The 13939-nt window shown below is 36.0% G+C and carries 13 protein-coding genes; 8 read left to right on the forward strand and 5 right to left on the reverse strand.

Translation table 11 applies throughout. The features are described 5' to 3' along the window. Positions 1-208 precede the first annotated feature (208 nt). The 3 genes from E0F91_RS09670 to amaB all read left to right on the forward strand — a co-directional run bounded on the left by E0F91_RS09670 (position 209) and on the right by amaB (position 3701). Positions 209-1321: an endonuclease/exonuclease/phosphatase family protein gene (locus E0F91_RS09670; RefSeq protein ID WP_132066319.1), complete on the forward strand. Its 1113-nt coding sequence runs from the start codon at positions 209-211 to the stop codon at positions 1319-1321. Between the two features lie 89 nt (positions 1322-1410). Next, positions 1411-1950, forward strand: coding sequence for a 3-hydroxyanthranilate 3,4-dioxygenase (locus E0F91_RS09675; RefSeq protein ID WP_132066321.1), 540 nt, complete (start codon positions 1411-1413; stop codon positions 1948-1950). A 203-nt stretch (positions 1951-2153) separates the two neighbouring features. Then, on the forward strand, positions 2154-3701 hold the full coding sequence (gene amaB / locus E0F91_RS09680) for an L-piperidine-6-carboxylate dehydrogenase (protein ID WP_132066323.1): 1548 nt from the start codon (positions 2154-2156) through the stop codon (positions 3699-3701). 94 nt (positions 3702-3795) lie between these two features. Here the strand turns inward: amaB and E0F91_RS09685 are convergent, their stop codons facing one another. The 5 genes from E0F91_RS09685 to E0F91_RS09705 all read right to left on the reverse strand — a co-directional run bounded on the left by E0F91_RS09685 (position 3796) and on the right by E0F91_RS09705 (position 8540). Beyond that, entirely contained in the window at positions 3796-4293 is a 498-nt protein-coding gene (locus tag E0F91_RS09685; RefSeq protein WP_132066325.1) for a DUF6646 family protein, read from the reverse strand. 41 nt (positions 4294-4334) lie between these two features. After that, the gene (locus E0F91_RS09690) at positions 4335-5060 is read right to left on the reverse strand and encodes a metallophosphoesterase family protein (RefSeq protein WP_132066327.1); all 726 of its coding nucleotides are present in this window, start codon (positions 5058-5060) and stop codon (positions 4335-4337) included. 450 nt (positions 5061-5510) lie between these two features. Beyond that, a complete protein-coding gene (locus tag E0F91_RS09695) occupies positions 5511-6650 on the reverse strand; it encodes an ATP-binding protein (RefSeq protein ID WP_132066329.1) in 1140 nt (379 codons plus the stop codon). Positions 6651-6869: 219 nt separating this feature from the next. Then, on the reverse strand, positions 6870-7622 hold the full coding sequence (locus tag E0F91_RS09700) for an SDR family NAD(P)-dependent oxidoreductase (RefSeq protein ID WP_132066331.1): 753 nt from the start codon (positions 7620-7622) through the stop codon (positions 6870-6872). Positions 7623-7667: 45 nt separating this feature from the next. Further along, on the reverse strand, positions 7668-8540 hold the full coding sequence (locus tag E0F91_RS09705; protein ID WP_132066333.1) for an aldo/keto reductase: 873 nt from the start codon (positions 8538-8540) through the stop codon (positions 7668-7670). Positions 8541-8752: 212 nt separating this feature from the next. Here E0F91_RS09705 and E0F91_RS09710 point away from each other — a divergent pair, with 212 nt between their 5' ends. The 5 genes from E0F91_RS09710 (at position 8753) to E0F91_RS09730 (ending at position 13893) form a co-directional block, all read left to right on the forward strand. Then, the gene (locus E0F91_RS09710; protein ID WP_073354459.1) at positions 8753-9757 is read left to right on the forward strand and encodes an AAA family ATPase; all 1005 of its coding nucleotides are present in this window, start codon (positions 8753-8755) and stop codon (positions 9755-9757) included. Positions 9758-9837: 80 nt separating this feature from the next. Then, positions 9838-10701 carry a DUF58 domain-containing protein gene (locus tag E0F91_RS09715; RefSeq protein ID WP_132066334.1) on the forward strand — a complete coding sequence of 288 codons (864 nt, stop codon included), beginning with the start codon at positions 9838-9840 and terminating at the stop codon, positions 10699-10701. Positions 10702-10797: 96 nt separating this feature from the next. Then, positions 10798-11157, forward strand: coding sequence for a four helix bundle protein (locus E0F91_RS09720; RefSeq protein WP_113636313.1), 360 nt, complete (start codon positions 10798-10800; stop codon positions 11155-11157). Between the two features lie 103 nt (positions 11158-11260). Beyond that, a complete protein-coding gene (locus E0F91_RS09725) occupies positions 11261-12892 on the forward strand; it encodes a hypothetical protein (RefSeq protein WP_132066336.1) in 1632 nt (543 codons plus the stop codon). After that, the gene (locus tag E0F91_RS09730; protein WP_073354468.1) at positions 12892-13893 is read left to right on the forward strand and encodes a vWA domain-containing protein; all 1002 of its coding nucleotides are present in this window, start codon (positions 12892-12894) and stop codon (positions 13891-13893) included. Before E0F91_RS09725 ends, E0F91_RS09730 begins: the two co-directional genes overlap by 1 nt. Positions 13894-13939: the final 46 nt, after the last annotated feature.

Consider the following 13939-nt stretch of genomic DNA (forward strand, 5'->3'; position numbering starts at 1 on the left):
TAATATAGGTCGGCGAGGTGTAAAAGTAAATCGGTTTTTGATCATGCTTGAATGCTTTTCTGAAAAAATTCTAGAGGGAATGTGTTTAAATGATAAAAACAAAGATAGACAATTAGAAAATAATTCTAAGTTCAGGTTCAAATGACTATTTTTACAATAACCAGATTCAAAGAGGAATCTAATCACCGACTGGAAATAAATAATATTTATGAGAATTACGCATTGGATTCCTATTCTTTTTTTATTTTTTCCAACACCAAAATCTAATGCACAACAGAAAAAATACGTCATTCATACCGTTGCATTTTACAATTTCGAAAACCTTTTTGATACGATAAATGATCCAGATACTTTTGATGAAGAATGGACGCCAACAGGTTTGCAGCGCTGGACATTTGATAAATACGAAAAGAAATTAACCAACTTAGCCCGCGTTTTATCGGAGATAGGTTCTGCTGAAAATACCGATTCACCCACATTTATTGGCGGTTGCGAAATAGAAAACAGAGGCGTTTTAGAAGATTTAGTCAAGCAACCCAAACTAATCGAGAAAGACTACGGAATCATCCATTTTGATTCGCCAGACAAAAGAGGAATCGATGTGGCGTTGTTGTACCAGAAAAAGAAATTCCAGCCCACGAGTTACAATAATATCCCGTTGTACATTTATAAAGAAGGAACTGTTACGCAGGAAAGTTCTAAAGCCAGTTCAGATGAAAAAACAGATGACGAATTGCAAATCAGCACCAAAAATTATCGGGTTTATACACGAGATCAGCTTTTAGTCACGGGATTTCTCGATGGTGAGGAAATCAATATCATCGTCAATCATTGGCCGTCGCGTTCTGGCGGCGAGAAAAAATCTAGTCCGTTCCGCGAAGCAGCCGGCGCTTTAAACCGAAAAATAATTGATTCGCTACAACGTAATAATCCAAATGCAAAAGTGATTACTATGGGTGATCTGAATGATGGACCGTATAATAAAAGTGTCAAATTTGGGCTTGGCGCCAAAGCAAAAAAAGCGGAGGTTCAGCCATTTGGAATTTACAATCCATTCGAAGAAATGGCCAAAAAAGGATTTGGAACCATTGCATTTCGGGATGCATGGGATGTTTTTGACCAAATAATGGTTTCCGAAACCTTACTGCAATCCGACTATTCAAGTTTTAAATATTGGAAAGCGGGAATTTATAACAAGTCATTTTTGATACAAACGAGCGGACAATACAAAGGCTATCCATTAAGGCATTCCACCACCGAAATAGGATTTAGTGATCATTTTCCCGTCTATATTTATTTGATTAAAGAAAAACGAAACTAAAGTGCCAGTGCTTTTAGGAGAATTTAGTAGGTTCTATAATTTAAAATGTTAGTACCTTAGTACCTTATAAACTTTGAACTTCAGAAAAAATGGCAATTGCAAAACCTTTTAACCTTAATAAATGGATTGACGAAAACCGTCATCTGCTCAAACCGCCCGTTGGCAACAAAAATTTATACACAGAATCTGGGGATTATATCGTGATGGTTGTTGCCGGTCCAAACGCTAGGAAAGACTATCATTACAACGAAACCGAAGAGTTGTTTTACCAATTGGAAGGCTCCATAAAAGTAATCATTCAAGATGAGGGTGTGAGAAAAGAAATGGAATTGCATGCTGGCGATATGTACCTTCATCCCGCCAAAACGCCACATTCACCAGTGCGTTCCGAAGGTTCAATAGGACTTGTAATCGAACGGAAAAGAGCCGGAAAAGGATTTACGGACGGATTGCTTTGGTTTTGCGATACTTGTAATAATAAATTACATGAAGTCTATTTTGAACTGCATGATATCGAGAAAGATTTTCTACCTCATTTCGAACATTTCTATAGTTCTGAACACTTGAGAACCTGTGAAAAATGTGGAACTATAATGGAAACGGACCCTAGATTTGTTTCCACAAAATAATTCAAGGTTGAATTTGTATTGGTTTTAGGAGCTATTCCCGCTATCCGTTCTATCTTTTGTGGTCTCGTAAAAAAACGAGACCACAAAAGGATGCCACTTCTATCGGGGCTAAAAAGCATAAAATAAAAGTAGCGATGTTTGTTTTTCACGTTAAATCAATATATTTGTAAAAAAATATAACAATTTTTAATAAAAAAGTTACAATGATAACAATAGCAGATCAATTCGGAATAAAAGATGCCCTTAAGCAATTAGGGATTGAAGCCATAAATGAAGGAACATCAACTGGAGCAGCTAATTTTGCCAACGGAAAAATCATCGAAAGTTATTCACCAGCAGATGGGACTTTAATTGGAAAAGTAAAAACGTCTTCTAAAGAGGATTATGAAAAAGCGATGCAAAAAGCGTCAGAAGCTTTCCTAGAATGGCGCATGGTTCCAGCTCCTAAAAGAGGTGATATCGTACGTCAAATGGGAGATGAATTAAGAAAATTCAAAGAGCCTCTTGGAAAATTGGTTTCGTATGAAATGGGAAAAAGTCTTCAAGAAGGATATGGTGAAGTTCAGGAAATGATTGATATCTGTGATTTTGCAGTGGGTTTATCCCGTCAATTGTATGGATTAACCATGCATTCTGAAAGACCTTTGCACAGAATGTATGAGCAATACCATCCAATAGGAACAGTTGGAATTATTTCGGCTTTTAACTTTCCAGTAGCGGTTTGGAGTTGGAACGCCATGATTGCATGGGTTTGTGGTGATGTTGCGATTTGGAAACCAAGTTCAAAAGTACCTTTATGTGGAATTGCTTGCCAGAATATTATCAAAACAGTTTTAAAAAGAAATAATGTTCCTGAAGGAGTGAGTTGCTTAGTAACAGGAAACGAATCAGGGGACTTAATCAATAACGACAAAAGAATCTCATTGGTTTCTTTTACAGGATCAACAAGAATAGGACGTCACGTTTCAAAAACCGTTGCAGAACGTTTTGGAAACACCATCCTTGAACTAGGAGGCAACAATGCGATCATCGTTTCGGAACATGCGGATATCAGTATGGTATTGGTTGGAGCTGTTTTTGGAGCAGTTGGAACAGCGGGACAACGGTGTACATCAACCAGACGTTTAATCATTCACGAAAGTGTCTATGACAAAACCATCAGCGTGTTGAAAAATGCGTATGGTCAACTGCAAATTGGAAATCCATTGGACGAAAACAACCATGTTGGACCGCTTATCGATAAAGGAGCTGTTCAGGATTATTTGAATGCGATTGAAAGTGCTAAAAAAGAAGGCGGAAAAATAATCGTTGAAGGTGGTTTGATGGAAGGTGCTGGATATGAAAGCGGTTGTTATGTAAAGCCTTGTATCATTGAAGCTGAGAATCACTTAGAGATTGTTCAAACAGAAACTTTTGCCCCAATTTTATATGTAATGAAATACAATACAATTGAAGAAGCGATTGCATTGCAAAACGGAGTTCCACAAGGACTTTCTTCTTCTATTTTTACAAACAGCATGAGAGAAATGGAATTGTTCCTTTCTCAATCGGGTTCTGATTGTGGAATTGCCAATGTAAATATTGGAACTTCTGGAGCAGAAATTGGTGGCGCTTTTGGCGGTGAAAAAGAAACGGGTGGTGGACGTGAATCTGGTTCAGATGCTTGGAAAGCCTATATGAGAAGACAAACCAATACGATCAATTATGGAACCCAATTGCCATTGGCACAAGGAATCAAATTTGATTTGTAGAACTAAAATATAATAAACTAAAAAAGGCAATTTGAAATATTCAAATTGCCTTTTTTTAGTTCAAATTACTTCAAAAATTGTTGTGAAAAGTATTTTACAAATTAAACGAAGCACCAATGTTAAACGTGAATTGGTTGTTTAATTTATCAAAACCTATTGGATTTGTTTTGTAACTGGCAATTGGAATTCCTGCTTCAGTGAAAAATCCAAAACCTTCCGTAAAGAAATATCGGAATCCTAAATGCGCACCAAAATTACGCAATCCTAAATCCAATCCCGGGTATAAATCCATTTTTGGATCTAATTTAAAAACATTTCCCAAGTTGGCATTAAACCGTCCTTTTATGTCCACTCTATCACCAAAATCAGGTTTGTTTCCCAAATCATCGTTGGAGACAGATAATAAGTACGAAGAGGCAAATCCAAATGACATATTTTCTCCCAAACCAAAATCAGAAGAAACACGGATTCCAGATCCTCCGTTTTGAAAGTTTGCTCCTATGTCAAATTTCACATCGCCTTTTCCTTTGAATGCTTGTGCATTGATTAAACCGACTGATAATAATACGAGTAATGTAGTAATCTTTTTCATGCTTTAATTTTTTAAACGGCAGCAAAAGTAGTTCAATAAATCTAATTTCTTCCTCTCTCGTCAAAATACAATTGATCTAAGGGTTCACTTTGCCAAAATTCCTTGGTGTCAACATCCATAATAGTTAAGGGACCTTTGAAAGCGGCTCCAGTATCCACATTCCAAACATTTGCTTTTTGTATAGGCGTTGTTTCTCCTATTCGAGTAACGGGTGTGTGACCAATATAGATTTCGTCATACAAGGTAAAACGCTTTGGATAAAACGGGTGATTGGTTTTCATCGTTGTATCTAATGCCAAAGCCGTTTCCCATAAAGTTCTGTCCCAATAGAAAAGACCTGGAAAATATTCGAAATCAACCCCATTCATATTGGTAAAACCAGCATGAACAAACAAACGACGTTGATCATCCAGATAAAAATTATCTAAAGATTTTAGGAAATTGATATGCTGCTGCTTGGTTTCTATAGTTACGGACTCGTAAGCAAGTACAGTCGCTTCCCCGCCATGTTTGTACCACAATAAGTTGTCTTTACTTTCATCAAGCCATTCGAGTAAGAGATCATCGTGATTCCCACGGATACAAATACAGTTCTGCTTGGATTTTAAATCAATTATAAAGTCAAGTACCTGAGGGGATTGACTCCATCCGTCAACATAATCTCCTAGAAAAACCAGGGTGTCGCTTTTAGTAACTTTGGCTCTTTCCATAATTTGGTGCAATGCTCGCAAACCACCGTGGATATCGCCTATAACAAGTGTTCTCATGTACAAATTATTCTTTTTATTAATGCAAAAATAGCAGAAAATAAGGACTATTTTTCAATTTATAAAATTAAGTAAAAGAGCGATCAACCAAGCTTTTTTAGTTTATTTTTTTTAAAAAAAATAAAGAATTCTTGTTTTAACGTGAATTTGAAATATCACTGTTTTAGGTGATTGTTTTATTTAATTTTTCGGATTAATTTTACAAAAAATTAAACTGTTTTCAAATGAGTGCACTTGTTACGTTAGCGTTGCTGTTGGCTAAGATGATTTGTCAGGTTTTAAAAGAGATATTGGCTTTTATTTAGGAGTTATGAAAATTAAAATAGTCTATTGTTGCCGATTTTTAATTTGCATCCTGTATCTATTTTTTTCAATTGAAGTCGGATAATAATTTGACCGAATTATTAGAAAATGATATTGGTTCGAATCCAATAAAAAAAAATTTCAGAATCACTGCACGTCATATTTCATTTTTCTCAAAATTCGCAACGCTTCTTTAAAAGATAGATACACTTGGTTGAATGGCTTTAATAACGCTTTGGCATCAATCAATCTTTGTTTTGCCTCATCAAAACCGTTGAGGTAACAAATCATAAAAGTGGAAGGTAAATTCTCTAAATCTTTATGTTCCCGCTCGGATAATGAAACTCCTCTTTCTAGCTTTTTTAACAAAGCTACATTAGCATTGTAAATATGAAATAACATTTTTTTGTTGAATTCTGGCGGTTGAAAAAGCATTTCACGCTCTATTTTATAATAGCCATTATCATGAAAATGAATCGTTTGTTTTTCTAAAGGATAGTAGCTCGTTTTGTCATTCAAACCTAAGGGTACGTATTCAATTATAGTAAAAGTGTCTTCGTCAAAAGTAATTTCGACCACATCCTGCGCCGAGTAAAATAGCTTGATTTGTTCGTTTATTAACTCAATATCTACACGCGATAAATAGGTTTTGTCACGGGATTTTTTGGCAATTCCTGCCCAGCAAATCACAAATAATTCTTTGAATACTTTATACTTTGGCGCCATATCCTTGTGCCGAAAATTCAAGAAATCAATCACGCCATCGAGTGTGTATTCGATGCTGTTTCGGGAATTGTTTTCGATGCCAATTACAGTCTCCGTATTCTGGTAATTTTTTTCTATTTCGCCTTCCATTGGCATTGTATTGCTGCCGCGTCGGATAAAAACACTGTTGGCTGGAATCGTGTGAATCCCTTTTTTAAAATGGGACGTTTTACTTTTTGGCTTGACCGTAACTAATCCTATAACTTTATCTTTTGGTAAATTTGGGAATGGGACATTTTCGTATTGAATTTTTGGGGGATTTTCTAGATAGGCATTTACTAAATTCTGAATCCTACTGTCGTCAAAAAAGTCATCACCCACAATAGTATTGTCTTGATCCTCAACACCCACTACGATATAGGAATTGTTAGAAGGATTTGAATTAGAGAGCGCGCAAATGTGTTTTAAAAATTTGGCTTTGCCTTCCCGAGTGTGCAAATTCAACTGTCGCTTTTTATCATAAAAACTGCTCTCATCATTGTGAGCAAGGAGGTTCTTGATAAGAATGCGTTTGTTGATCATTGTTATTTATTTTTTTATTGTCATTCAGGAAGTAATCCTATTTCGATTCTTTTTTAAAATAATTTACCGCAGATTCGCAGATTTAAAATTAATTAAAAATCTGCGAATTTGCGGTAAATTATTTATCCATTAAAATTCCTTATTATTTTCATTTTAAAAACAAATTGTAATTCGCAATTTTCAAAAATTTATAAATAATTAATAGAAATAAATAATAATTTAATCTCTTTTTAAAATTGTCGCAGCGGCTTGTGCAGTTGGCAACACCATCAAATCGGCAATATTGACGTGATAGGGTCTGGAAACTACAAAGTGAATAATGTCAGCGATGTCCTCTGGGTGCAATGGCTCAAAACCTTTGTAGACATTGGCCGCTTTGTCTGTGTCTCCTTTGAAACGCACTTCGCTAAACTCTGTTTCTACGGCTCCAGGGTGAATGGCACCCACGCGAATTCCATATGGATTCAAGTCCATTCGCATCGCTTGGTTCAAAGCATCAACAGCGTGTTTAGAGGCGCAATACACATTTCCGTTTGGATATACTTCTTTTCCGGCGATGGAGCCAATGTTGATAATATGTCCCGATTTTCGTTCGATCATTTGCGGAATTACAGCTTTCGAAACATATAAAAGCCCTTTTACATTGATGTCAATCATGGCATCCCAATCGTCTAAATCCCCGTTTTGAATTGGGTCTAAACCATGTGCGTTTCCGGCATTGTTAACCAAAACATCAATTGTGGAAAAGGCCTCTGGTAAAGAATTGATGCTTTCAAAAACCGCTTTTTTATCGCGTACATCAAAGGATAAGGTGTGTACTTCAGTGAATGCTGAAAGTTCATTTTTTAGTTCCAGCAAGCGATCGTCACGGCGTCCGCAAAGGATAATTTTATAGTTATTTTTAGCTAATATTTGTGCTGTTGCTTTACCAATTCCGCTGGTGGCTCCAGTCACTAAGGCTGTTTTAGTCATGAGTTTTTCTGTTTTTTCTAAATTTATTATATTGGATATTAATATTTAGGCTACATCACTGCCCATGCTCGCGGACCAAATGGCAAACCAATCTTCTTGGTCTAATTCTAATTCGACGGCTTTCATCAAGGATTGAATTCGGGCCACATTTACCGTTCCTGCAATAGGAATAACTTGCGCCGGATGTTTTAAAATCCAAGAAAGCAAAATGGTATCAGAACCAAAATGGTATTTTGAAACTAAGGTCGCCAGTAATTTTTTCAAGCGTCTGGTTTGTGGAATATCTTCTCTAAAAACGGATCCTAGCGGATTCCATGACATTGGACGAATGGTATTGGCTTGCATGTAATCAAAACTTCCGTCCACCATTGGTTCAAAATTCGTTGCCGAAAACTGCACCTGATTGTACAAAACTTCTGTTTTTTGACGAATCAATTCTGTTTGTGAAGACGTGAAATTAGAAAGCCCAAAATCGATGATTTTTCCGTCTGATTTTAATTTTAAAACGGCCTCTGCAATTTCATCTGCTTGCATTAAAGGACTTGGTCTGTGGAGTAACAGCACATCCAGATAATCCGTCTGTAAATTTTTTAACGAGTTCTCGACAGACCAGACAATATAATCTTTGGAATACTCATAATGTTTTATGCCGTTTTTGCGGTTTTCGGTAACCATTTGGATGCCACATTTCGAAATTAATTGCACCTTTTCCCTTGCAATTTTGCTGGAAGCGAGTGCTTTTCCAAAATCAGTTTCAGTGGTGTAATCTCCATATATATCGGCATGATCAAAGGTGCTGATTTTGTTTTCTAAACACACATTAATCATGTTTTCCATTTCTTTGGTGTTGAGATTTTTATCCCAAATTCCCCAATTCATTACACCCGCTACAATGGGCGATAATTTTGTTTTGCTCATGGTTTTTATTTTTTATTGAAATGCGTAAATCTTGTAATTCAAAGTATATTTTTCAAAGTTCTTAAAAATATAAAAATTGTATCACAATTAGTCCTTAAAATTAGGGCTTTTGTCGAAGTTTTAACCATTTATTAACATCTTACTTCTAAAAAAAAATTCAATTTGCACCTTCAAAACGAAGGCATTAAATTCAAGGTTTTAAAAATAATAAAATGGAAGAAAATACGGCGACTTTAGACATCAGAGCAATTAATGAAAAAATTGAAAGAGAGAGTGCATTTATAGACCTTCTCACGATGGAAATGAACAAGGTTATTGTGGGTCAAAAGCACATGGTCGAGCGTTTATTAATTGGGCTTTTGGGTCAGGGACATATTTTATTAGAAGGTGTGCCCGGATTAGCAAAAACTTTAGCGATAAATACTCTTTCGCAGGCCATTCAGGGATCTTTCAGTAGAATTCAATTTACGCCGGATTTATTGCCAGCCGATGTAGTGGGAACAATGATTTACAACATTAAGTCAAATGAATTTTCGATAAAAAAAGGACCAATTTTCGCTAATTTCGTCCTTGCCGATGAGATTAACCGTGCGCCAGCTAAAGTGCAATCGGCATTATTGGAAGCCATGCAGGAAAAGCAAGTAACTATTGGGGATACTACTTTCAAGTTAGATAGACCATTCTTGGTTTTGGCGACGCAAAATCCAATTGAGCAAGAAGGAACGTATCAATTACCTGAAGCGCAAGTCGATCGTTTCATGTTGAAAACGGTTATCGATTATCCAAAAATGGAAGACGAACGTTTAGTGATTCGTCAAAACCTAAAAGGAAGTTACGAAAAAGTAAATGCTGTTGTTTCAGTGGAACAAATTTTGCGTGCTCAAGAAGCAGTCCGTGAGGTATATATGGATGAAAAAATAGAAAAATACATCCTTGATATCATTTTTGCCACGCGTTATCCAGAGAAATATAAATTGGCTGATTTGAAACCATTAATCAGTTTTGGAGCGTCACCACGTGGAAGTATCAATTTGGCGACTGCCGCAAAATGTTACGCTTTTATCAAACGTCGTGGTTATGTAATTCCAGAGGATGTTCGTGCTGTAGTGCATGATGTATTGCGTCACAGAATTGGAGTTACCTATGAAGCGGAAGCCGAAAATATAACTTCAGTAGACATCATCAACAAAATCGTAAACGAAGTAGAAGTACCCTAAAAGTGAATAGTAATAAGTGAATAGTAATTAGCCTTGGTTGGTTACTATTCACTATTCACTAATTACTAATTACTAAAGAAATGGATACAAAAGACCTCTTAAAAAAAGTACGAAAAATAGAAATTAAAACCCGAAGATTGAGCGATCACATCTTTTCGGGAGAGTATCATACGTCTTTCAAAGGGCGTGGAATGACGTTCAGTGAAGTGCGTCAATACCAGTACGGCGATGATATTCGTGCGATTGATTGGAATGTAACTGCACGATACAATGAAGCGCACGTAAAAGTTTTTGAGGAAGAGCGTGAATTGACCATGATGTTAATGGTTGATATTTCAGGTTCAGAAAGTTTTGGTTCGAAGAATCAATTCAAGAAAGATATTGTAACGGAGATTGCTGCAACAATGGCTTTTTCAGCAACTCAAAACAATGATAAAATTGGTTTGATTTTGTTTTCAGATGAAATCGAATTATACATTCCGCCAAAAAAAGGAAGATCTCACGTGTTGCGTATCATTCGGGAATTGATAGAATTTCAGCCTAAAAGCCGAAAAACAGATATTGGGCAAGCTTTGAAATTTTTATCGGGAACCCAAAAAAAGAAAGCAATTGTGTTTGTAATTTCTGATTTCATGTCGGAAGATTACGAGCATACATTAAAAATTGCTGCAAAAAAACACGACATAACGGGGATTCGCGTGTACGACATTCGAGAAGAAAAAATGCCGGATTTAGGTATGGTTTCTATGCTTGACGCTGAAACCGGAGCAATCGAATTGATAAATACAGGTTCGAAAGCAGTGCGAATGAATTATGAAAAACAGTACCACGATAAAGTAAACTATTTCAAAGAAACATTCAGTAAATCAGGCTCGGGAGTAGTAAACACTAGAGTTGACGAAAGTTATGTGACGAAATTATTAAGTTACTTTAAATCGAGATAATGATTTCAGATTTTTGATTAACGATTTTTGATTTCAGATTTTGTAAAAGTGGAAAATGGATTTTAAATTGGTAAAATAAAAATATAAACTTAATAAGTGAACAAGCAAGAATTAGAAAATAGATTGATAGATTTTGCAGCAACAATAATAATCGTTGCAAGCAAATTTGAAAAAAACTATGCTGGAAATCATCTTGCTGGGCAAATAATTAGATCTGGAACTTCTCCTGCTTTAAATTATGGAGAGGCACAAAGTGCAGAAAGCAGTAAAGATTTTATTCATAAAATGGGCATTTGTTTAAAAGAGTTAAGAGAAAGCTTTGTTTGTTTAAAAATTATTGAAAAATCAAGTTTAACGTCCGATTTAACAAATCTAACTATTGCAAAAACTGAGGCTAATGAGCTAATTTCTATTTTCGTATCAAGTATTAAAACAGCTAAAACAAATCTGAAATAAATTTAGATTTTTGATGAAAAACGAATCGAAGTTTCTGGGTCAAATCTGAAATCAAAAATCGTTAATCCTCAATCAAAAATCAAAAAGGGTTCAATAATAAAAGATGAAAAAACAATTATACCTACTACTATTGCTGCTTTCGACTGCAGTTTTTGCACAACAAAAGCAAGTAGTCACAAGTATTGACACGACTAAAAATAAAATTGGCGCCGAATTTAAACTGTCTATAAAAACTACTGTTGATACTTCGGCTAAAGTGATTTTCCCTAGACTAAAAAACTTGGGGGCTTTAGAGGTAATTCAGTCCTATCCTATTGATACTGTCAAAATGGACGGGCGTTACGAATTAATCAAAAAATACGGTTTAACCCAATTTGATTCAGGTAGATACGTGGTTCCCAGTATCAAGATTTTCATCAACAGCAAACCGTTTCTTACGGATTCACTTTTGGTTGAAGTGGCGAATGTTCAAGTAGATACTTTGAAACAAAAAATGTTCGACATCAAGGATATTGCGCCAGCGGATAACCCAATTGGAAACTGGTGGAAATACCTATTGATCATTGCGTTGATCATAGGTATTGGAGCCTTTATTTATTGGTTTATTAAAAAACGCCAGGAAAAGAAACTACAGGAAGAAATTTATAAAACGCCAATCGAGAAAGCGACTACTTTGCTGGATACTTTGGAGAAAAAGGAACTTTGGCAAAAAGGAGAAGTCAAAGCGTATTATAGCGAATTGACTGATATCGCCAGAAACTATATTGAAGAAGCGATAGAAATTCCGGCAATGGAAAGTACAACTTCGGAGCTGATTCAAGGACTTAGAGCAGCTTCTGTCAAAAAGAAAATGACGCTTTCTCAGGAAATTATCGAAAATTTGGAACGTGTTTTAAAACAAGCCGATTTAGTGAAATTTGCGAAATCAAAACCATTGGATTTTGAAATTACCGAAGACCGCAATAAAATTCAAAAAGTAATTTTGACCTTAGATAATTCAATTCCTGTGGAAATTCCTGTGGAGGAAGACATGTTGTTGAATGAGGCGCAAAGACAAAAACAAATCCAAATTCAGTTGCGCAAACAAAGGAACAAACGCATCGTGACTGCGGTGGCTTCGGTTGTTTTTTTATTGGCAGCGACCACCACTTTTTTCATTGTTACCAAAGGGTTTGACTATGTAAAAGACAATATTATTGGTCATCCTACAAAAGAATTATTGGAAGGTGAATGGGTAAAAAGCGAGTACGGAAATCCAGGAATTATCATAGAAACACCAAAAGTGCTTAAGAGAGTAGATTTGACAAAAACGCTCCCTAAAAACGGAATGGCTTTGATTAAAGAAATGCAATCCTTTGCGTATGGAAGTGTTTTAGACCGTTTTTATGTGATGGTTTCTACGTTAAAATTCAAAGCGGAAACACAAATTGATTTGGCAAAATCTATGGATGGCGCGTTGCAATCACTGGAAGCGCAAGGAGCTCAAAACATGATTGTAAAACAAGAAGATTTTGAAACTAATGAAGGAGTCAAAGGATTGAAAGCCTACGGGACTTTTTCTCAAGTTGATGGTGAAAATAAGACCACTGCAAAAATGTATTATGAAGCGATATTGTTCAGTCAAGAAGGCGGATTGCAACAAATTTTACTTTTTCATGAAGAAGGAGACAAGTATGGTAACGAAATTTCAGAACGCGTTTTGAATGCTGTCGAATTAAAACAAGCAAGTAAATAATGGAGAAAATAACTTTTTTAAACCCAGAATTTTTTTGGTTGTTTCTGCTGATTCCAGTTGTAATTGTCTGGTTCATGCGAAAAAAGAACCATCAATCAGCCACGTTAAAGATAAGCTCGTTAGAAGGATTTAAAGGAACAGGATCGTATTTGACTAAGTTAAAACCAATGTTGAATGTGCTTCGGGTTTTGGCTTTATGCTCTCTGATAATTGCAATGGCAAGACCAAGAACGGTAGATATTAGTAATAAAACAAAAACTACGAAAGGTATTGATATTGTTATGGCAATTGACGTTTCCGGAAGTATGCTGGCCAAAGATTTGAAACCGAACAGAATGGAAGCGCTGAAACGAGTGGCCGCTGATTTTGTTGAAGAACGACCAAATGACAGGATTGGACTTGTGGTTTATGCCTCTGAAGCATACACAAAAACCCCGGTAACCAGCGATAAAGCAGTTATTCTGGATGCGATTAACAGTATTAAATATGATAATGTTTTGCAGGATGGAACCGGAATAGGAATGGGATTAGCGACAGCTGTGAATAGATTGAAAGACAGTCAGGCCAAGAGCAAGGTGATTATTCTTTTGACTGATGGAGTGAATAATGCCGGATTTATTGAGCCAGAAACAGCATCGGATATTGCCAAACAATACGGAATCAAAGTGTATACTGTTGGTATTGGAACCAATGGAATGGCCATGTTTCCTTATGCTATTGCGCCAAACGGAAAGTTTTTGTTCCAAATGATGAAAGTGGAAATTGACGAGCAGCTGATGAAAAATATCGCCAGAAAAACAGATGGGAAATATTTTAGAGCAACAAGCAACAGCAAATTAGCGGAGATTTATGCTTCCATCAATAAACTGGAAACGACTGAAATTGAAGAATTAAAATTCTATGATTATGATGAAAAATTCAGACCATTTATTTGGTTTGCCGGGTTTTTATTGTTGCTGGAAATAGGATTAAGGAATACAGTTTTTAAAAGCTTTATATAAAATCCCCACCCCAGCCCTCCCCGAAGGGAAGGGAGTTGAAACTGGA

It is taken from the genome of Flavobacterium sandaracinum, from assembly GCF_004349135.1.
Classification (GTDB): Bacteria; Bacteroidota; Bacteroidia; order Flavobacteriales; family Flavobacteriaceae; genus Flavobacterium; species Flavobacterium sandaracinum.